Origin of the sequence: Erwinia sp. B116 (assembly GCF_002865965.1) — a bacterium.
Taxonomy (GTDB): domain Bacteria; phylum Pseudomonadota; class Gammaproteobacteria; order Enterobacterales; family Enterobacteriaceae; genus Erwinia.
Genome location: NZ_JRZZ01000019.1, coordinates 60,049 through 80,082 on the forward strand (window position 1 = coordinate 60,049; position 20,034 = coordinate 80,082).

Genomic DNA, 20,034 nt, shown 5'->3' on the forward strand with positions numbered 1-20,034 from the left:
TGCTCCTTACAGGGCCTGGATACGTGCCCAGACGCGTTCATCAACCGGGATACCGAGCCGCTGGTTTTCAGCGCGAATGCCGGGGAATTTGTGGCCGGGCAGGCGGATCGCCTGCTGGCTGTCGGCACGTTCGGCACCGCTGATCGACTTGCGGATGCGCTGCAGCTTGCTGTCGCGGGTTGGGCCGTCGATCAGCCGGTCAACGTCGATGGCGATAAACACCTGGGAGATACCGAATTCGTCGCCGTTGTCCTCGGTCACCTCGGTCACCGAGGCACCGTTAGAGAGCAGGGTGGCGACCATATCCAGCACGATGGAGAGCGCCGATCCCTTCCAGTAACCCATCGGCAGAATGCGGCGGTTAGCCTCAATGGTGGCCGGGTCGCGGGTGTAGTGGCCGTCGTCGTCAAAGCCGCCGTCCACCGGCAGCGTATTGCCCGCCAGGCGGTTAATTTCCAGCATGCCGTAGGAGAACATCGACATCGACATATCGACCATGGTGATCGGATCGCCCGGTACGGCGACGATCAGCGGATTGGTACCGATGGCGCAGTTTTTTGCCCCCCACGGCGGCATTACCGCAATCGAGTTGGTCCAGCAGACGCCGATATAGCCCTTTTCTGCCGCCTGCCAGCCGTAGCTGCCGCCGCGCATCCAGTGGTTGGCGTTACGCAGCGCCACCAGGCCGATGCCGTGATCGTCGGCCAGCGCCATGGCGCGATCCATCATGCTCCGGGCGGTGAGGTTACCGATGGCGCGGTGGGCGTCCCACTGTTCGATCGCCCCCAGCGACAGGATCTTCTGCGGCTCGGCGTCCGGTACGATATGCCCGGCGTCCAGCTGCTGGATAAAGCGCGGGAAGCGGTTGACGCCGTGGGAATAGACGCCGTTTTCGCTGGTGTCGGCAAACAGGGTGGCGCAGGCGTCGGCTTTCTCCTCCGTCACGCCGCGTGCCAGTAACACTCTTAAGAACTCTTGCTTTAACTGCGCGTAGCTGATTCTCATTCTGCTGGTTCCCTGCCGCCGGGTACGCACCCGGTACTGGCGGCGTAATTTCAATATATGGAATGACGTTTCAAATAAATCCTATGGGGAACAGCGGGGGAAGTCAAAAAAAGAGGGTGTAAATTTTTCTTTAAAAATCAATGAAATAAAACCGTGTTTGGCTTCTGTGATCGCGGGCACATCGGGCGGGGATGGGGCGCGGGGCATCGCAGAACAGTCAGACCGATCTGTGGATCCTCCCCCGTAGAAAACAGGGGGGAGGCTGTTATGTGCAGGTCAGCGGCGGCCGCTGCAATCCCGCTCTGTTACTGGCGCAGCGGTCGACACTGGCAGGCAGGTTAGCGGGCGGGATACGGCGCGGTGGCTTTACGGCTGGCCTGCACGTGGCCGGCGACCCTTACCGCCCGATCCGCACCCGGTAGAGCGAGGTGGTGGCGGTGATATACAGCTCGTCACCGTCCGGGCCGCCGAGGGTACAGTTCGACACCCGCTCCGGCACCGCGATCTTGCCCTGGCGCTGTCCCTGGCTGTCGAACAGGATCACGCCGTCATCGCAGCTGCACCAGATCGATCCTGACGGATCGACGCAGAAGCCGTCCGGGATGCCCGGATCCACCCCGGCAAACTGGCGCCCGTCCACCAGCTGCATGCCGTCAACCCGGTAGACCCGCAGCTCACGGCGGCCCAGCGTCGGAAAGTCGATAACCGACATATCCGCCACGTAGAGCAGGCTTTCATCCGGTGAAAACGCCAGCCCGTTTGGGCGCTGCACGTCGCTGGCGGCGATACTTAGCTGCCGGGTGGCCGGATCGAAGCAATATACGTAGCAGCCGATCACCTGGCTGTGCGCGTGGTAGCCCTCGTCGTCGCTGATAATGCCGTAGGGGGGATCGGTAAACCAGATCGTCCCGTCGGAGCGCACCACCACGTCGTTCGGCGAGTTGAAGCGCTTGCCGTCGACCTTCTCCACCAGCAGCCGGACGCTGCCGTCCGCCTCGGTGCGGCTGATGGCGCGGCGGCCGTGTTCACAGCTCACCACCCGCCCTTCGCGGTCCAGCGCGTTGCCGTTAGCGTAGTGTGACGGTGAGCGCCACAGGCTCAGCTCACCGTTGCGCTGCCAGCGGAACATGCGGTTGCCTTTCACGTCGCTGAACACCACCGCATCCTGCTGCGGCAGCCATACCGGCCCTTCGGCCCAGATGGCCGGCGAGCAGAGTTTTTCCAGGATGAGTCCGTCCGTTACTGACATAGGTCCTCCGTTATTTCACGCCCCAGATGGCCTTGTAGTGCCCCTGGTAGTCATTTTGCGGGTCGTAGTGGTTCTGCGGCCCGCCGTCGCTGCCGATATTCTCTTTAGTGATCAGGTGCGCCGGGGTGATATAGCCGGACGGCGGCTGGCCGGCAAAGGCGCGGTTAAACTCGTCCAGCAGCTGCCAGCCGTGCAGCGCCAGCGGTTCAGCCACCGTGCCCAGCTGGCTGTCGCCGTTGCGGATGCGCTGGAAGGCCGAGATCGAGCCGTCGCCGGCGGAGATGTTATACGGCGCGTTGCTGCCGCCTTTACCGGCGGTTTTCAGCGCCGGGGCCATAAAGTCAAAGTAGAGATCGTTGATCGCCAGCGCGTACTGGAAGCGGTCGCCGTACTTCTGCAGCAGGCTGAAGGTCATCGACGGCATGCGGTTGGCGGTATCCGCCAGCGGCGTATCGATAAACTCCACCAGCTGACAGCCACTGCATTTGGCGATCTCCGCCTTCATCACGTTGGCCTTATCCAGCGCGATCTGGTACAGCGAGTCGGTGAAGATCAGCACCTTCGCGGTGCCGCCGGATTTCACCACCGCGTACTGCGCGGCGAGGCGGGCCACCTCGTTAGAGTCAGAAGTAATGTTGGTGACGATATTGTACTGCGCCAGCGGCCCCGGCTGCGGTTTGGCGTGCCAGGCCATCAGCACGATCTTCTGCTGGTGGGCTTTCTTCAGCAGGATTTTCGCCACGTTCGGATCCCAGCCGCCGATCACAATGCCGTCCGGGCGCTGGGCGATCGCCTGGTTCAGCGCCGCCAGCTGATCTTTCACCGAACCCCCGCCGTCCAGGGTGTCCAGCTGCCAGCCTGCCGCCTTCGCGGCGTCGCTCAGCCCCTGCTGCACGCCCTGGATGCCGCCGTTTTTCATATCGGCGGCGATGAAAATCACCTTTTTATTCGGCTGCAGACGCGGGCCGCTGGTCGGGCCGTCCCACTCGCTGACGCTGGCGGTGGCTCTGGTGACCGCCGCCGTGGCCTGGTCAAGGTAGCTGTCGGCCCAGGCGGGCAGCGATCCGGCAAGCAGGGTACAGAGGGCAAGAGCAGGAACATGACGTTTCATAGCGAACTCCCTGGAGTGATGGTTTTCTGATTATTGTCTGGCGTGCTGGCCGGGGTGCTCTGGTTGCGCACTACGGCTTTCTGATTGAGCATCCGGCGGCGCTGGGCGTAACCGGCAAGGGTGATTGACAGCAGCAGGGTGGCACCGTTAAACAGCGGTTCGACCCAGAATTCCCCGCCAAACTGCTGGATGCCGGCGATGCCGATGGCGAGAATAGCGATACCGACCACGGTGCCCCAGACGTTGACCCGCCCCGGACGAATGGTGGTGCTGCCGAGGAAGGCGCCGACCAGCGCCGGTAACAGGTAGTCCATGCCGACGCTGGCCTGGCCGACGCCCTGTTCGGCGGCGATCAGCACGCCGCTAAAGCCGGTCAGCACGCTGGAGGCGATAAACGCGCCGATGGTAAATTTATTCACCGCGATGCCGTTCAGCCGCGCCGCCGCCGGGTTTCCGCCCACCGCGTACATGCAGCGGCCGAGCGGGGTATGTTCGGTTACCAGCCACAGCACCACCGCCACCGCCAGCACGTAAAACGCCCCGATCGGAATGCCGAACAGCTCGGTGTACTGCAGCGCGGTGAAGGCATCGGGCAGGTCGCCGACGATCTGGCGGCCGCCGGAGTGCCACAGCGCCACCGCGTAGAGCACGGTGCCGGAGCCCAGCGTGGCGACAAAGCTGTCGATATCGGCCAGCGCGACCAGGATGCCGTTCAGCAGCCCGTACAGCGCCGAGATCGCCAGCACCGTCAGCACCGCCATCTGCCACGAGAAGCCGTACTGCACCTGCAGCGTGATGGCAAGGATGTGCCACAGCACGATGCCGAAGCCGACGTTAAGGTCGATTTTACCGACGATCATCGGCAGGGTGGCCGCCAGCGCCAGCAGGGCGATTTTGGCTTTGCTGGCGAGGATCGCCTGCAGGGTCAGCATGCTGGCGAACGACGGCGACAGCAGCGAGAACAGCAGCGTCAGCAGCACGCACAGCAGCAGCAGGCCGTAGCGGGTGATCACCTGCATCGACCAGGGGCCAATGCCGTGCTGGCCGAGGCTGACCCGCTGCTCCAGTGCCGTAGACTTAACGGATGTTTTGTTGGACATATCGCTTCTCCTGCCACCTTCCGGGCGGCGTAGTGGCTCAGACAGTGGCTAACGGGGCGGTGGAGCTGGCCGAAGCCAGTTCCAGTAATTGGGCAAAGGTCACCTGCTCGTTTCTCAGTTCACCCACCACCTGGCCGCGGTTAAACACCAGCGCGCGGTTACAGATATGGGCGATCTCTTCAAAGTCGCTGGAGATCACCAGCACCGCCACGCCGTCGGCCAGCGCTTTGTTCAGCAGGTGGTAGATCTCTTCACGCGCGCCGACGTCGACCCCGGCGGTCGGGTCTTCGAGGATCAGCAGCGGGGCGTTGAGGTGCATCCAGCGCGCCATCACCACCTTCTGCTGGTTGCCGCCGGAGAGCGCGCTGATATCGAGGTTGACGTCTTTCGGGCGCACGTCAAACAGCTGCACCTTCCACCAGCTGGCGCCAATTTCGGCGCGCCGGCCGTAGCGCGACAGCAGACGGTGGCCGCTGGCGCAGGGATTAATAAACAGGTTTTCGCGCACGCTCATTGACATCACCAGGCTCTCACCGGTGCGATCGCCGGCCACCAGCGAGACGCCGGCATCCATCGCCTGGCGCGGCGACTGCGGCTGATAACGCTGCTGGCGGAACTGAATAGAGCCCGCGCTGGCCTGGCGCAGGCCGAACAGCAGGCGACCGATCTCCTCCTGCCCGGCGCCGCGCAACCCGGCCAGCGCCAGCATTTCTCCCGGCTGCAGGTCAAAGGAGATCGGACCGACCTCGCCAGTGCGCAGCTGCTGCAGGCTGAGCACCGGGTCACGCTGCTCCGGCAGCGGCAGGCGCTGGTTATCGGCCAGCGCTTCGCCGACGATGGTTTCCACCAGGCCCCGCAGGCTGTACTCGCTGGTGTGCCCCCCTGCCACGCGCCGGCCGTCACGCATCACGCAGACCCGGTCGGCGATTTCGATCACCTCATCCAGCCGGTGGGTGACGTAGATCATGCCGACCTTTTTCGTTTTCAGCCGTTCGATTACGCCGAACAGGTGGCGCACGTCGTTGGCGGGCAGCGAGGCGGTGGGTTCATCCAGCACCAGCACTTCGGCATTCACCGCTACCGCACGGGCGATGGCCAGCAGCGATTTTTCGGTGCGCGTCAGCTCAAAAACCCGCGCATCCGGGTCGAGGGCGATACCGACTTCCTCCAGCGCGGCGCGGGAACGTTCACGCACGGCACGCCAGTCGATCAGCCCCAGCCTGCGGCGGAATCCCATCACCAGCGCCATGTTCTCCGCTACCGTCATCCACTCGATCAGCCCGAGATCCTGATGGATAAAGGCGATCGGCTGGCGCTGCGCGGTTTTCAACTGTGCTGCGGAGCTGATGCTCTGCCCGTGGAAAATGATGTCGCCGCCGTCACGCGGGTAGACCCCGGCCAGCACTTTGATCAGCGTGGATTTGCCGGCACCGTTCTCGCCCAGCAGGGCGAGGACCTCGCCGGGGTGAACGTCCAGACTGACATCGTTAACGGCGAGGGTGCCGCCGAAGCGTTTGGTAATGTGCGCAAGCGTCAGAACGGGATCGGGAGATGACGGCATTATGGCCTCCTGCAACAGGTGAATGTTTACAACGGCGACGGCAATGACATGGCGATTAATGGTTCAACTAATTCCAACATGCGAAATCAAGTTTCAAAAATAGTATTCTTCCTGAACCGGGAAAGCAAAGGGTCAGACATTTTATTTGTTATTTAAAAACAGTGACTTATTTTTGTTGTTGCGGAATTGTGATGGACTGCTCACTTCTGATTGCCGCTGTTCGCCGGCCGGGATGACCGCTACAATGGGGAAAACACCGTGCCATATTCCCAATCTGCCAGGGCTGAGTTACCCTCTGGCAACCCGGTGAAACCAAGAGGAAGCGTGGATGCGCACCAAGGCGGAAAATGAAGTGAAGGATGATAAAAAAGAGCAGCCTGCCGGTACCCAGAGCCTGTTTCGCGGACTGCAGCTGATTGAAATTCTGAGTAACTATCCGAACGGCTGCCCGCTGGCCCACCTGTCTGAGCTGTCGGGGATGAATAAAAGTACCGTGCACCGCCTGCTGCAGGGGCTGCACAGCAGCGGCTACGTCACCCAGGCACCGTCAGCGGGCAGCTACCGGCTGACCACGAAGTTTATCTCGGTCGGGCAGAAGGCGCTGTCGTCGCTGAACGTGATCCACGTGGCGGCCCCGCATCTGGAGAGGCTGAATCTTGAGGTGGGAGAAACCATCAACTTCTCCAGCCGCGAAGACGACCATGTGATCCTGATTTACAAGCTGGAACCGACTACCGGTATGCTGCGCACCCGCGCCTATATCGGCCAGCATATGCCGCTGTACTGCTCGGCGATGGGCAAGATCTTTATGGCGTGGGATAACGCAGAGTATCCGGCGCACTACTGGCAGACCCATCAGGACGTTATTCAGCCGCTGACCAGAAATACCATCACCGGCCTGCCGGAGATGCTGCAGGAGCTGCAGAGCATCCGCCAGCATCAGACCGCGATGGACAGGGAGGAGAACGAACTGGGCGTCTCCTGTATCGCCGCGCCGGTTTTTGATATCAATCAGCAGGTGCAGTACGCGGTCTCCGTTTCACTGCCGACCGCCAAGATGCAGCAGATCGGCGTGAAGAAGCTGATGGCACCGGTGGTGGCGACGGCGAAAGCCATCTCCGCCGAACTGGGTTTTCATGGTTAAACTGCGGTCTGTACGCTCTGCTGACCTGCGATTGACGGCTGAGACCGCACAGTTGTTTCCTGTGGGAAACAATTAAGGGTTTAATCGCTTAATTGTTGCGAAGAAATCTGGCTGTGGCAGGATGGTTTCAACGGGAAATGACCCACACTCTTTTGAACCAAATCCGAATACGAAGGTGTAGCGATGAACGATAAAGTAGTTAACTGGAATGGTGGCTTACAGCCGGAAGCCGTTGAGATCCTGTCTGCTGAAGGCGGCATGATCGTCTGCCCGACCAAAGTCGGCTACATCATCATGACCTCTGATGCCAAAGGCCTGGAGCGCAAGTTCGACGCCAAGCAGCGTAACCGTAACAAGCCGGGCGTGGTGCTGTGCGGCTCGCTGGAGCAGCTGAAAGAGCTGGCGCAGCTGAACCCGGAAATCGAATCGCTGTATCAGCAGCACTGGGACCAGGACGTGCTGCTGGGCTGCATCCTGCCGTGGAAAGAAGAAGCGGTGGCGCGTATTCCTGAAGACGGTTCCAAAGACCTGATGATGGACGGCCGTCAGACCAGCTGCTTCGTGATCAAGTTTGGTGTCCCGGGCGAAAACCTGGCGAAAGAGCTGTGGGAAAACCACGGTAAGTTCTCCTTCGCCAGCTCGGCTAACCCGTCTGGCAAAGGCAACCGTGGCCTGGTGGAAGGCATCGGCGAGCGCATCGAGCAGCACGCTGACCTGATTATTGCGGCCAACGACTACGTGAAATCTATCCAGCCAAATGAGTCTGAAAAGACCCGTTACGAGCAGGGTGTGATGGTGGCGATGGTAGACGAAACCGGTAAACTGGTTCCTGAGCAGAAAGGCGAGCGCAACATCACGCCATGCCCGGTACTGATCCGTAAAGGTCTGGACGTGGATAAGATTATGTCGATGCTGTCTGACACCTTTACCACCTGGGACTACCGCCACGGTAACTACTATTAATTCAGCCGCTTAACCCGCTCAGGTTAAACAGACTTAAGCCCGCATACTGCGGGCTTTTTCGTTGCTGTAAGGCGGTGCCCGGAACGTAAAGCGAACGCCTGCGGGATTTTTATTCTGCTAATGCTTTCTGTAACGCTTCCACAAATAAGCGCACGCGTGGAGAGATATAGTTTTCACTCTTCATAATCACGTAAGATTTATACACATCCATTTCCCAGTCGGGCAATACCTGTACCAGGCTGCCGCTGGCCACCGCCTCTTCCGCAATATAGCTGGGAAGATAGGCAATCCCCGTTTGCGCCTGTGCTGAGGTTAACAGTGCAATACTGTTATTAGCGCGAAAACGGCTGCGCACCTCAATATCTTTTTTCAGCTTCTCTTTGCGAAACGGCAGTGAAATGGTGTGGGCTGGCCCGCGGAAAAGAATAAAGTCGTGGCGCGGCAGATCGTCAGGGGTGCTGATGGCCGGATGCTGCTGTAAATAGCCTGGCGCGGCGTACAGCCCCCAGGCGATATCCATCAGCGGGCGATAGTGGCCGTGGCCGGGCAGCTCGCGGCGGATGGCAATCACCAGGTCAACGCCGTCGTCGTCGAGGCTGACCGGGCGGTCGGTCAGATCGAGATCGACGCTGACGTGAATGTTGCTGGCGACGAACTGATTGAGCACCGGCACGATGCACTGGCAGCCGAAGGTCACCGGTGCGGCCACCCGCAGGCTGCCGGTTGGCTCTTCATGAAACTGGCGGATAAACAGGTCGGCACTTTTCACCTCCTGCAGGATGCGATAGCAGTAGTGATAGTAGGTCATGCCAACTTCGGTGACCTTAATTCGCCTGGTGGTACGCTCCAGCAGCCGGGCGCCGAGGCGCACCTCCAACGCGGAGATCTCCTTGCTGATCGAGGATTTCGCCAGCCCGAGCACTTTCGCCGTCTCCGTGTAACTCAGCGTTTCAACCACTTTGGCAAAAATAATCATCCCGCTCAGGTTTTCAAAATCGCTCATCTCGGTCCTGGATTGTTTTTAGAGGGAAACAATGGCTGATATTAGCATGTTCCCGGTTTACTGCGCAGAGAAAAAGAGTAAGTTAATAAATAACAGCAACGGCAATGTGAGTTCAATAAGAAAGAGAGCTATTTAAATGGGGCAGACCATCAGTCAGAAAATTCTCGCTCATGCCAGCGGGCGCGATAGCGTATTGCCTGGAGAAATAGTCTGGGCGAAAGTGGATATATTAATGTCGCACGATCCCTGTATGCCGGGCGTCGCCAGCGTATTTAAAAAAGAGTTTGGCGATCGGGCGAAAATATGGGATGCCGAGCGATTTATTTTAATTTCGGATCACTTCGTCTATTCCGCCGACCCGCAGGCTAATCAAAATATTCGCGTGATGCGTGAATTCGCCCGCGAGCAGGGGGTGAAATATTTCTATGACGTCGGCACGCCGGATTATAAAGGCGTGTGCCATATTGGCCTGGCAGAGGGCGGCCACACCCGCCCCGGCGAGGTGCTGCTGGGCACCGACTCGCACACCGTGACCGCCGGGGCGTTTGGCTGCTTCGCCATCGGGCTTGGCATCACCGACGCCGCCTATGCGCTGGGCACCGGTGAGATCCCGCTCAAGGTGCCGGCCAGCATTCGCGTCAACTACCGCGGCGTGAAGCCGCGCTACGTGCAGGCCAAAGATCTGATCCTCGCGCTGCTGGCCGAGCTGACCGTCGACGGTGCCACCTATGAAAGCATCGAGTTCGGCGGCCCGGCGATCGAGGCGATGTCGGTGGAGGAACGGATGACGATGTGCAATATGGTGGTGGAGTGCGGGGCCAAAAACGGCATTATGGTGCCGAACCAGGCCACCCTCGACTATCTGGCCACGCGCACCGACGTGCCTTACGCCGTAGTTGAACCGGATGCGGACGCCGTCTACAGCCGGGTGGTGGAGATTGACGTCAGCGCCATGCAGCCGCTGGTGGCGCGGCCGCACTCGCCGGATAACGTGGTGCCGATCGGTCGGCTGCGCAATGTGCAGGTCGCCCGCGCCTATATCGGGTCCTGCACCGGCGGCAAGCTGGAGGACTTTATCGCGGTGGCGCAGATCCTGCGCGGGCAGAAGGTCGCGATCCCTACCTTTGCCGTGCCGGCCACCAGAGAGGTGTTTCACCGGCTGATTATGACGCAAATCGAGGGCGAATCGGTGTACCAGATCCTCACCGGTGCCGGAGTGCAGCTCTCCCCCGAGCCAGGCTGCGCCGCCTGCTGCGGAGGGCCAGCCGACACCTTTGGCCGGGTGAACGAGCCGGTGTCGGTGATTTCCACCACTAACCGTAACTTTGTCGGCCGCATGGGGCACAAAAGCGCGCAGATTTACCTCGCCTCACCCTATGCGGTGGCCGCCGCCGCCGTGCGCGGTGAAATCACCGATCCGGCCCTGCTGGCAGGAGTATGCCCATGAATCACATCATCACAGGTCCGGTCTACGTGCTGGGCGACAATATTGATACCGATCAGATCCTCACCGCTGAATATCTCAAGGTCAATCCGTCAACGCCTGCGGGCTATGCCCAGCTGGCCGGTCTGGCGATGTGCGGGCTGCCGCCAGGGGCAGCGCCATTCCTTGATGCCAGCGGTAAGCGGGCGGCGTACCCGATTATCGTTGCCGGCAACAACTTTGGCTGCGGGTCGTCGCGCGAGCACGCGGTGATCGCGCTGGGGGCGGCCGGGGTGCAGGCGGTGATTGCTCAGTCCTATGCACGTATCTTTTTCCGCAACTGCGTGGCAACCGGCGAAGTGCTGCCGGTAGCGTCACCGGCACGGTTGTGCGAGCGGTTGCAGACCGGCGATCGGGTCGAAATTGACCCGCTGACGCAACGGGTCCGATTGCTGAGCAGCGGTGAGACGGCAGAGATTGAACCGGTGGGTGAGCTGGCAAATATCATTGCCGCGGGCGGGCTGTTTGCCTATGCACGCGCCAGCGGCCGCATAAAAAAAGCCTGCGAAAATGCAGGCTTTTAGCTTTCCGGGTCGCGCCAGAGCGGCGGGACGGGCTTATTTCGCCGAGGCGACCAGCGCACCGCCGGCAAACACAAACAGCGTGCCGGTCGAGCGGTTCAGCAGGCGCAGGCGTTTCGGGTTAGCGAACAGCCCGGAGAGACGGCGACCGGCGCAGGCATAGGCGAACATAATGCTGCCGTCCAGCACCGCCCAGGTCAGCGCCAGGGTGGCAAACTGCAGCGCATGCGGCTGGCTGGCATCGATAAAGTTCGGGAACAGCGCCGCGAAGAACAGCAGGTCTTTCGGGTTGCTGATGCCGACCATAAAGCCTTTGCGGAACAGACGCAGCGCACCGGCGGACTCTTCCACATCCGGCGTCGCCATCGGCGTTTCATCGCCTTTATCGCGCCAGGCGGAGATGCCCAGCCAGATCAGATAAGCGGCACCCACCACTTTCAGCACGGTAAACGCCGTGGTCGAGGCGGCCAGAATCGCGCCGAGGCCCAGCGCCGAGGCGGTCATCAGCATCAGCGCGGCCAGTACCCCACCGGTGATGGTGGCCAGCGCCTTCTGGCGGCCGTAGCGCAGGCCGTGGGTCATGCTGATGAGTGCCGACGGGCCGGGGATGGCGATCAGCGCGGCGATCACGCCGGTATAAGCCAGCCAGAGATGCAGGGTCATATCAATCCTTTCAGGTTAACCCTCTGCCTGAGGGGCGCGGGTGAATACAGAAATCGGGTCATTCTACAATGGTGCGATAGTTTATTTTCCCGGCAGTGAGAAGTAAATCACAGCGGTAAAATTTGTGCGTCTGGGTGCTGGGGTCTGTGCGGCTCGCGGCTGCCGTACGCAGGATACAGGTGGCAAAGGGGTAATCCGGGAAGGTGCTGCAGAGCGTGAGGCGCGAGGCTGCCGGCCAGGTTTTATCACTGCTTATTGCAAAATCATTGCGCAAAAAACGGGCAATTGTTAGAGTTTACAAATCTGTAATATCACCGGTGAGCCTGATTATTTACCTGACTTTACCCTGGGGGAGAAAATAAACTCAGCGTTTTCCGGTAAATAGAAATATTCTCACGCCACAGTTATTTTTAGACATATTTACATATTAACTGTAATAGAAACATTGGGTTGCAGTGTCACTCCTGACGACTATAATGAGTGTTCGCCATAACATTCACCACGCTAATTATTGCCAGTAGCGTTTGGCATCAGGAGGTTCTTATCACTTTTAATCAGAATCAAGCGATGATCGACAACAACCATACTGAATATGAAGCCTGGTACCACGATTACGAAGCCGGACCGGACGCGGTAGTTGAACCGCAGCCGGAGACCATTCGCGGCCTGCCGGTTTCGGATATCCTCACCCCGGCAGATCGTTATCAGGACCTGTTTGAGGCGGTGCAGATGTCACGCGTCTTTGCGGACAGCAAAACTTTTGCCGACTGTACCCCGAAGCGGGAGCCGGAGCAGATCCTGTTCCGCTACTACCTGGCGCGCGAGCGCGACGACTTCAGTCTGCTGGATTTTGTGCTGGAGAACTTCGAGCTGCCGGTCGTCCATGAGAGCCATTACGTTTCCGATCCGCAAAACAGCATGGCGGAACATATTGACGGGCTGTGGCCGGTTCTGACCCGCCATCCGGCCAGCCACGGCGAGTTTTCGTCGCTGCTGCCGCTGCCAAAACCCTATGTGGTACCGGGCGGGCGGTTTGGTGAAGCCTACTACTGGGATTCGTACTTCAGCATGCTCGGTTTTGCCGCCAGCGGGCGCGGCGATCTGCTGCGGCATATGGCGGACAATTTTGCCTGGATGATTGATACCTACGGCCATATCCCTAACGGTAACCGGACCTACTATCTCAGCCGTTCGCAGCCGCCGGTATTCGCGATGATGGTCGAACTGTTCGAGAAAAACGGCATTAATGAAGCGACGCGCTACCTGAAGCAGCTGAAAAGCGAATACGCCTTCTGGATGGACGGGCAGGATGACCTTGTCCCGAACCAGGCTTACCGCCATGTGGTAAGGATGCCTGACGGATCGGTGCTGAACCGCTACTGGGACGACCGCGATACGCCGCGCGATGAGTCGTACTTTGAGGATGTGGAAACCGCCCGCCGTTCAGCGCGCCCGGCCAGCGAGGTGTATCGCGATCTGCGCGCCGGGGCGGCGTCCGGCTGGGATTTCAGCTCACGCTGGCTGAGTGAAGCAGGGCGGATGGAGAGCATCCAGACCACCAGTATCGTGCCGGTCGATCTGAACGCGCTGATTTATAAGCTGGAAACCGCGATTGCGCGTCTTTCGGCCGCCGAAGGCGATCTGGATACCGCCGAGCGCTTCCAGCAGCTGGCGCTGAAACGCCGTAAGGCGGTTAATCACTACCTGTGGGATGACCAGGCCGGACTCTACCGCGACTATAACTGGCGCGAAGGCGGGCAGGCGACGTTTTCGGCGGCGGCGGTGACGCCGGTCTACGTGGGCATGTCCAGCCTCGACCAGGCTGCCCGTACCGCGAAGGCGGTGCGCGACTACCTGCTGGCGCCGGGCGGGCTGCTGAGCAGCATGGAGGAGAGCGGCGAACAGTGGGACAGCCCCAACGGCTGGGCACCGCTGCAGTGGATGGCGATTAAAGGCTTCAGCAGCTACGGTGACGCGCTGCTGGCGCAGGAGATCGCCCGCCGCTGGCTGCATACGGTCAGCGCCACCTATCAGCAGCACCATAAGATGGTGGAGAAGTACAATGTAACCGGCGATGCGGCACTGCTCGGCGGCGGCGGCGAGTATCCGCTGCAGGACGGCTTCGGCTGGACCAACGGCGTGACGCGCCGCCTGCTGGAGATGTATCCGGACCTGTAACCGGCCGCGGGCGGCACAGCTGCCCGCGCTCTTGCCGACAAATTTCCGCAGGTAAAAAAAAGAATCTGGCTTAACGCCAGATTCTTTTTTTTTGTCTTTGGGGCAGTTGGTGGTTGCCCGTAAGACGATTATCACATGCACCCACCGTTAACGATGAGAGGTTAATCGCAACCTTTTATCAGGTCAATAATTCATCATTGATAAAAAATCACCCTCGTTAGCGGAACAGCTTCTCCACGAAGCGGATATAGGCCGGCCGCCAGAAATCCATCTCGTGGCCGCGGTCCGGCACCGACTGATAGTCAAACTTCACGCCGTTCTGCTCCAGCGTCTGCTTCAGCCCGGCGATATCCTTACCGGTGATGCTGTCCTCAGCGCCCACCGCCACGGTGAAATTCACCAGCTGGCGGTTGATCTCATCCGGCCGCGCCAGCTGTGCCGATACTTTTGCATCCGGCACCGTGGTCACCGTCACGCCGCTTAAGGTCGCCAGCGCGCTGAACGACTCCAGGTGGCGCATGCCGGAGACCAGCGCCTGATAGCCGCCCTGCGACAGCCCGGCCAGCGCGCGGCCGCCGGCGTCGCGACGGACGTTAAAGCGCTGGTTAATCAGCGGAATAATATCGTGGATCAGCTCACGGTCGGCCGCATCGGCGTTACGCGGATAGAACTCCTTGCGGCGCTCTTTCGGCACGTAGGTTTCCGGGGTGGTGGTGGCGGTATCGGTTTCGGTATCCGGGATCACCAGCAGCATCGGTTTGATCTTCCCCTCTGCCAGCAGGTTATCCATGATCTGTGGGAAACGTCCCTGATCCACCGCCGAGCGGATGCTGTCACCAAAGCCGTGATAGAAGTAGAGCACCGGCAGCGGTGCCCCACGGCCATCGTAGCCCGGCGGCGTCCACACCAGCACCTGGCGTTCGCGTTTAAGCTCAGCCGAGTGATAGGTCAGCGCGCGCAGCTCGCCGTGCGGCACCTGGCGTTCATCCAGCACGCTGCCCGGCACCAGCACCAGGCTGGTATTGACCTGGCGCTGCGGCTTAACGCTGGCGGTGCCGGTATCCACGCTGCGGAAACCGTCTACGGTGAAGAAGTACTCATACAGGTTCGGCTGCAGCCGCGCGGAGCGGAAGCTCCAGATACCGTCGGCGTCGCGGGTCATCGGCTGTGAGACGATGGTTTCCGGTGGCACGCTGGTAAACAGCGTCACCTGTTTTGCCTGGGGTGCAAACAGGCGGAAGGTGATGCTGTTGTCCGCGTTAACGCCGGTCACATACTGCGTGACCGCCCGATCCTGCGGTGGCAGGGTCGGAAAATCCGCCGGCAGCGTCAGCGCCTGAGCGGGCAGGGTGCCCCCCAGCAGCAGGCTGGAGAACAGCAGTGTAAGCGTACGTTTCTTCATGGTCGGTTTCCTTATTTCGCGTGATTAGCCGGGCGTATTACCACCAGACCTCAGCCTGCACGCCGACGGTAAACTGGTCTTTTTTGTTATCGGCAAAGCTGTAGTTGGACAGCTCATTATCCAGCATACGCAGCCAGGTGCCGTAGAAGCGGATCTCCGGACGCGAGTTGAGGATGCTGGTATCCACCTTCAGCGCATGGTAGAGGGTGGTTTTGTAACCAGACTCTTTCAGCTTCTCGCCGTCCTCTTTTTTGTTGGTCTGGGTAAACCAGCCCAGCTCTACGCCGGTCTGATTATAGGTGTCCCAGATCCACGCCGGACGTACCACGGTGCGCACGCTGCTAAAGTCGCTGTGCGCGCCGGTGTCATAGCTGTAGACGTCACTACCCTGTGACAGCACCACGGCGTTGGCCATAATGATCCTGTCGCTGAGGTAGGCTTCGCCCTGCGAGAACAGGCGGTAGGCGGTACCGTTGGTGTGGTCGCCATAATAGTAGCCGTTGAAGCTCATCGCCGAGCTGGCACCCGAGTAGTTAGCAAAGCTGCTGGCTGAGGAGTTGGTGGCCCCCTGCAGGCCGATATCGTTGTAGCCTTTCTCACCGATCTTCTGGTGCAGGATCGCCGTTAACAGGGCAGAATCCTTGACCGCGAAGTAGCTTTTGTCATTTTCAGCGCTCTTCTGCGTATCATTTTTATTGGCCATGGTGTACTTGGCCATCAGGCTCAGCGTGGCGCTGTCCCACAGCGGCAGATCGTTATAACGTGCTTCCACCGAGTTGCTGTTCATCTGGGTTTTGCTGCTCAGATCGCGCGAGTAGACGTCGAAGTCTTCCCGGGTCAGAGCGAGGTCCAGTTTACCGGCGCCCACCTGCCAGTTTTCTATGCCAAGGCCGCCGCCGACGTCGGTACGCAGGCTTTTCCAGTCGAGCATCTGGATTTCATATTTCTTCAGACCGTGTTTACCGACCCAGAAGTCCGCTTCCGGTGCAAACGGCAGGAAGCCGGTGGTGGTCAGGTACATATCGGAGAACTGCATGATGTTTTCGTTGCCGGCGTTTTCACCGAACCAGCCGGAGCCGTACTGCTGGCCAACGTTACCGTCCAGCATCACCACCGCGTGGGCGGTTTTACCGTTCTGGTTATACACCCGCTGTTTAAACTGCAGATCGTACCAGCCGGAGTGCTCGTTGCCGAAGCGGCCTACCGAACCGATAGCGTAGGATTTCGGTGAACCGTGGTTACCGGTTGCCCAGCCGGTGCGGATATAGCCGTTGTAGCTGAAGCCGATATCCTCTTTCACGTACTTGCTGATATCTTTCAGGCTGACCGGCTGGCTGTTCTGGCCGTTGCTGCTGGCCACGTCGACGGTGGAGCTGGCGTCAACCGGCACGGGAGCCGTCGCGCTGCCAGCGGTGCCAGAGGTATCCAGATCCGCGGCGTTTGCCGTGGTCGGCCGGGTGGCAGCACGTTTTGCTATAGTCTGATTTTCGTGCTGTGCCTTATATTCACGGAATTCGCTTTTAGTCTGTTGCAGCTCTTTCTCTAATAATTCCAGACGCTGTTCGAGGGTCAGCTTCGCCGCGAATACGTGGGGCGTAGCCAGTGCCGAAGTCATTAAAACCGCTATCATCTTAAGGGCATGTTTTTTCACTTTTGAGTTTCCCCTGGTGAATTATTATTAATTAAAGGTAATAAAATCCCCTGCCGGTCAACCTGCTGACTGGCATTATTTAATCGCTGCAATCCCTCCGGCAGCGAGATGTTTTTAAAAGCGTTTTATATTTTTTTCTCTGACGCTGGCAATTCCCCCACCTTGTTCTGGCCTTTTTTTGAGCAAAAAAAAACCTGAATGACGTCGCGGTCGTAGCATTCACTACGCGCTGACGTCATTCAGGTTTTGCCCGTTAATCGGCATGCCGAAAAACAGTAACAACCCTGTGTTGCAATTAACTAACTCATGTCTAAATATTTCGCTAAGAAGATTCTCTATCAGCTGAGGTTGCCGCTGCAATCTGTTTTTAATCTCCGTTTACGTTCTGTGATGCAACTAACACTTAACGGCTGGCTGGCTGCTATCCTGCGATGGGGCGTTTTACCGACGTTGTCAGGAGAAAATAAATGGGTGAAAGATTTATCAGCGCGGACCATATTCGCGATCGTTTTTCTAAGGCCATGTCGGCGATGTATCAGACGGAAGTGCCGCAGTACGGCACCCTGCTGCAGCTGGTACGTGAGGTGAATCAGCAGGTGCTGCAGGACACGCCGCTGCCGCTGCCCACGGAAGAGTGGCCCGCTGCCCTGAACCGGCTGAGCGTGGAGCGCCACGGGGCAATTCGCCTCGGCAGCGCGGCCGAGCTTGCCACCCTGCGCCAGCTGTTTGCGGTAATGGGGATGGAACCGGTGGGCTATTACGATCTCTCTGCCGCCGGCGTGCCGGTGCACTCCACGGCGTTCCGCCCGGTCAGCGAGCAGGCGCTGCAGATTAACCCGTTTCGCGTGTTTACCTCGCTGCTGCGACCAGAGCTGATTGAGGACCCGGCGCTGCGCCAGACGGTGTGTGAGGTGGTGGCACAGCGCGATATCTTTACCCCGCGCCTGCGCGAGCTGCTGGCGCTGTGGCAGCAGCAGGGGGGATTTGACGACGGTGAGGCCGACGAATTTGTGCGCCAGGCGCTGGAAACCTTCCGCTGGCATCAGCAGGCGTCCGTCGATCTTGCCACCTACCAGGCCCTGCTCGGGCAGCACCGGCTGGTGGCCGACGTTGCCTGCTTCCGTGGGCCGCATATCAACCATCTGACGCCGCGCACGCTGGATATCGATCGGGTGCAGCAGCTGATGCCGGAGTACGGTATTACGCCGAAAGAGATCATCGAAGGGCCACCGCGGCGGCGCTGCCCGATCCTGCTGCGGCAGACCAGTTTCAAGGCGCTGAACGAGGAGATTTACTTTGCCGATCGGCAGCAGGGCACCCACACCGCCCGCTTTGGTGAAATCGAACAGCGCGGCGTGGCGCTGACCCGTAAGGGGCGCGCACTCTACGACCGCCTGCTGCTGGAGGCATCGCAGGAGAAACAGGCGGATAACGCCAGCCACCAGCGCCACCTCAGCGCGGTGTTTGCCGCCTTCCCGGATGATGACGATACGCTGCGCCGCGAAGGGCTGGCCTGGTATCGCTTCCGGCGTAACCCGCAGGTCCCGGCAGAGCCGGGTGAAGATCTGGATGCGCTGATCGCCCGCGGGGCGGTGGTGGCCGAACCGATTATCTACGAAGATTTTCTGCCGGTCAGCGCGGCGGGAATTTTCCAGTCCAACCTCGGCACGGATAAGGGCCAGGTGAACAGCGGCAACCCCAGCCAGGGCCTGTTTGAGCAGGCGCTGGGCCGCGCGGTGATTGATGAGTTCAGCCTCTATCAGCAGCTGCAGCAGGACTCTCTGGATCGGCTGTGGGCGGAAGTTGAATAAGCGGGCAGAAACCTCGCGGCGTTCATACGCGTGGATCAGGCGAAAGGTGGCTGGCGGTTGAGTACGCGATCGATCACGTTCAGCGCCCCTTCATGGTTGTTACTTTCGGTATGGAAGCGCGCCACCTGTTTTACCGCCGGTTGTGCGTTAGCCATCGCGAAGCCAAAGCCGGCGTGAGCGACCATCTCGACATCATTACCGCTGTCGCCTACCGCCACCACTTCACTATCTGCAATCTGCCAGCGCTGTTGCAACAGCGCCAGGCCGTGCGCCTTGTGCACGCCGGGGATAATCAGGTCGACAAAACCAAAGCCGCTGGAGACCGGGGTGACAATGCCGTCAAGGGCATGGCCGACGTGGGCCATCAGCTGCGGGATATGTTCGTCATCCATATTCAGCGAAAACTTAAAGATGGTGTCGTTCAGCTGGCTGAAATCCTGACGCAGCTCCAGCCGGTGGTAGTGTTTCGACATCAGCGTGACCAGCGCCGGCGGCGACGTATCCAGCATGTAAGCGCTGCGCGGGCCGCAGACTACCACGTGAACGTAGGGCAGGTCGGACAGCACCGACAGCACCTTTGCCAGATGGTCCTGACTCAGCTCGCCGCAGAACAGCGTTTCGCCTTTATCGACAATATTGGCGCCATTTTCGGCAACGAAGGCGATCTCATCGCGGATATCCGGGAAAAAACTGATCAGCTGGTAGTACTGGTTGCCGCTGGCGACGACAAACTTGATCTCCTGCTGTTTAATCTGCTGATACTGCTCAAGAAAGCGCGCTTTATTGTAGCGTTTCTCATCATTCAGAAAGGTGCCGTCCATATCGACGGCGATCATTTTAATCATTTTGCCAGGCCCCGGGTCAGTAGAAAGAACAACTTCCGTCATCATCGCGGGAAAATCATGCATGAAAAAGAGGTTGGTTTTTGCGGTTTTTTCCCCTTTTATCGCCTCTGCGGGTGCAGCAGTGGCTTTTATCAGAGGGAAGGCGGCCGGTTTTATGCCGCCAGGCTACTATCCGGTAATAAGGGGAAATCTTGAGTCAATAAAGCGGAAACTATTGTAAACGCTTATGACCTGTCCGACATACCGGGTGACCCGTCGGACAGGTTGATCTGCATCCCGGCGTGGCTACTCTGTGCAGCCCTGCGCCAGCGGCGTACGACGCTCGCTGATTCTCACCACAAAAC

General features: G+C 59.6%; 16 protein-coding genes. 6 read left to right on the forward strand and 10 right to left on the reverse strand.

The window, feature by feature from the left end:
* Positions 1-6: 6 nt before the first annotated feature.
* From yiaK to NV64_RS14145, 5 genes are all read right to left on the reverse strand, one after another.
* Entirely contained in the window at positions 7-1,005 is a 999-nt protein-coding gene (gene yiaK, locus NV64_RS14125) for a 3-dehydro-L-gulonate 2-dehydrogenase (protein ID WP_101506149.1), read from the reverse strand.
* 397 nt (positions 1,006-1,402) lie between these two features.
* Positions 1,403-2,254: an SMP-30/gluconolactonase/LRE family protein gene (locus NV64_RS14130; protein WP_056235235.1), complete on the reverse strand. Its 852-nt coding sequence runs from the start codon at positions 2,252-2,254 to the stop codon at positions 1,403-1,405.
* A gap of 10 nt (positions 2,255-2,264) precedes the next feature.
* The gene (locus tag NV64_RS14135) at positions 2,265-3,365 is read right to left on the reverse strand and encodes a substrate-binding domain-containing protein (protein ID WP_056235238.1); all 1,101 of its coding nucleotides are present in this window, start codon (positions 3,363-3,365) and stop codon (positions 2,265-2,267) included.
* Positions 3,362-4,465: an ABC transporter permease gene (locus NV64_RS14140; RefSeq protein WP_056235240.1), complete on the reverse strand. Its 1,104-nt coding sequence runs from the start codon at positions 4,463-4,465 to the stop codon at positions 3,362-3,364. The genes NV64_RS14135 and NV64_RS14140 overlap by 4 nt, the downstream gene beginning before the upstream one ends.
* A gap of 37 nt (positions 4,466-4,502) precedes the next feature.
* Entirely contained in the window at positions 4,503-6,026 is a 1,524-nt protein-coding gene (locus NV64_RS14145; RefSeq protein ID WP_056235244.1) for a sugar ABC transporter ATP-binding protein, read from the reverse strand.
* A 328-nt stretch (positions 6,027-6,354) separates the two neighbouring features.
* Here NV64_RS14145 and NV64_RS14150 point away from each other — a divergent pair, with 328 nt between their 5' ends.
* Both NV64_RS14150 and NV64_RS14155 read left to right on the forward strand, forming a co-directional pair.
* Positions 6,355-7,170, forward strand: a complete 816-nt coding sequence (locus NV64_RS14150; protein ID WP_056235246.1) for an IclR family transcriptional regulator — start codon at positions 6,355-6,357, stop codon at positions 7,168-7,170.
* 183 nt (positions 7,171-7,353) lie between these two features.
* Positions 7,354-8,133 (forward strand): L-threonylcarbamoyladenylate synthase, encoded by a 780-nt coding sequence (locus tag NV64_RS14155; protein WP_056235251.1) that lies wholly within the window; start codon positions 7,354-7,356, stop codon positions 8,131-8,133.
* A 109-nt stretch (positions 8,134-8,242) separates the two neighbouring features.
* Here NV64_RS14155 and NV64_RS14160 read toward each other — a convergent pair whose 3' ends face one another.
* A complete protein-coding gene (locus NV64_RS14160) occupies positions 8,243-9,136 on the reverse strand; it encodes a LysR family transcriptional regulator (RefSeq protein ID WP_056235254.1) in 894 nt (297 codons plus the stop codon).
* A 136-nt stretch (positions 9,137-9,272) separates the two neighbouring features.
* Here NV64_RS14160 and NV64_RS14165 point away from each other — a divergent pair, with 136 nt between their 5' ends.
* On the forward strand, positions 9,273-10,583 hold the full coding sequence (locus NV64_RS14165) for an aconitase/3-isopropylmalate dehydratase large subunit family protein (RefSeq protein ID WP_101506150.1): 1,311 nt from the start codon (positions 9,273-9,275) through the stop codon (positions 10,581-10,583).
* On the forward strand, positions 10,574-11,143 hold the full coding sequence (locus NV64_RS14170) for a 3-isopropylmalate dehydratase (protein WP_056235260.1): 570 nt from the start codon (positions 10,574-10,576) through the stop codon (positions 11,141-11,143). The genes NV64_RS14165 and NV64_RS14170 overlap by 10 nt, the downstream gene beginning before the upstream one ends.
* Before the next feature lie 33 nt (positions 11,144-11,176).
* Here the strand turns inward: NV64_RS14170 and NV64_RS14175 are convergent, their stop codons facing one another.
* Entirely contained in the window at positions 11,177-11,803 is a 627-nt protein-coding gene (locus NV64_RS14175) for a LysE family translocator (RefSeq protein WP_056235261.1), read from the reverse strand.
* Between the two features lie 543 nt (positions 11,804-12,346).
* Between NV64_RS14175 and treF the strand changes: the two genes are divergently transcribed.
* Entirely contained in the window at positions 12,347-13,981 is a 1,635-nt protein-coding gene (treF, locus tag NV64_RS14180) for an alpha,alpha-trehalase TreF (RefSeq protein WP_255354441.1), read from the forward strand.
* Positions 13,982-14,198: 217 nt separating this feature from the next.
* Here treF and NV64_RS14185 read toward each other — a convergent pair whose 3' ends face one another.
* A complete protein-coding gene (locus NV64_RS14185; RefSeq protein WP_056235269.1) occupies positions 14,199-15,383 on the reverse strand; it encodes an esterase in 1,185 nt (394 codons plus the stop codon).
* A 37-nt stretch (positions 15,384-15,420) separates the two neighbouring features.
* Positions 15,421-16,998: a carbohydrate porin gene (locus NV64_RS14190; RefSeq protein ID WP_233208990.1), complete on the reverse strand. Its 1,578-nt coding sequence runs from the start codon at positions 16,996-16,998 to the stop codon at positions 15,421-15,423.
* 503 nt (positions 16,999-17,501) lie between these two features.
* Here NV64_RS14190 and NV64_RS14195 point away from each other — a divergent pair.
* Complete coding sequence (locus NV64_RS14195; RefSeq protein WP_056235271.1) at positions 17,502-18,845, forward strand: VOC family protein; 1,344 nt, start codon at positions 17,502-17,504, stop codon at positions 18,843-18,845.
* A 35-nt stretch (positions 18,846-18,880) separates the two neighbouring features.
* Here NV64_RS14195 and NV64_RS14200 read toward each other — a convergent pair whose 3' ends face one another.
* A complete protein-coding gene (locus NV64_RS14200) occupies positions 18,881-19,690 on the reverse strand; it encodes a Cof-type HAD-IIB family hydrolase (RefSeq protein WP_056235272.1) in 810 nt (269 codons plus the stop codon).
* Between the last annotated feature and the right edge of the window lie 344 nt (positions 19,691-20,034).

Bases quoted from the DNA above. Each gene is read 5' to 3' on its own strand.
- yiaK (WP_101506149.1), bottom strand. From the start codon at position 1,005: ATGAGAATCAGCTACGCGCAGTTAAAGCAAGAGTTCTTAAGAGTGTTA.
- NV64_RS14130 (WP_056235235.1), bottom strand. From the start codon at position 2,254: ATGTCAGTAACGGACGGACTCATCCTGGAAAAACTCTGCTCGCCGGCC.
- NV64_RS14135 (WP_056235238.1), bottom strand. From the start codon at position 3,365: ATGAAACGTCATGTTCCTGCTCTTGCCCTCTGTACCCTGCTTGCCGGA.
- NV64_RS14140 (WP_056235240.1), bottom strand. From the start codon at position 4,465: ATGTCCAACAAAACATCCGTTAAGTCTACGGCACTGGAGCAGCGGGTC.
- NV64_RS14145 (WP_056235244.1), bottom strand. From the start codon at position 6,026: ATGCCGTCATCTCCCGATCCCGTTCTGACGCTTGCGCACATTACCAAA.
- NV64_RS14150 (WP_056235246.1), top strand. From the start codon at position 6,355: ATGCGCACCAAGGCGGAAAATGAAGTGAAGGATGATAAAAAAGAGCAG.
- NV64_RS14155 (WP_056235251.1), top strand. From the start codon at position 7,354: ATGAACGATAAAGTAGTTAACTGGAATGGTGGCTTACAGCCGGAAGCC.
- NV64_RS14160 (WP_056235254.1), bottom strand. From the start codon at position 9,136: ATGAGCGATTTTGAAAACCTGAGCGGGATGATTATTTTTGCCAAAGTG.
- NV64_RS14165 (WP_101506150.1), top strand. From the start codon at position 9,273: ATGGGGCAGACCATCAGTCAGAAAATTCTCGCTCATGCCAGCGGGCGC.
- NV64_RS14170 (WP_056235260.1), top strand. From the start codon at position 10,574: ATGCCCATGAATCACATCATCACAGGTCCGGTCTACGTGCTGGGCGAC.
- NV64_RS14175 (WP_056235261.1), bottom strand. From the start codon at position 11,803: ATGACCCTGCATCTCTGGCTGGCTTATACCGGCGTGATCGCCGCGCTG.
- NV64_RS14185 (WP_056235269.1), bottom strand. From the start codon at position 15,383: ATGAAGAAACGTACGCTTACACTGCTGTTCTCCAGCCTGCTGCTGGGG.
- NV64_RS14190 (WP_233208990.1), bottom strand. From the start codon at position 16,998: ATGACTTCGGCACTGGCTACGCCCCACGTATTCGCGGCGAAGCTGACC.
- NV64_RS14195 (WP_056235271.1), top strand. From the start codon at position 17,502: ATGGGTGAAAGATTTATCAGCGCGGACCATATTCGCGATCGTTTTTCT.
- NV64_RS14200 (WP_056235272.1), bottom strand. From the start codon at position 19,690: ATGATTAAAATGATCGCCGTCGATATGGACGGCACCTTTCTGAATGAT.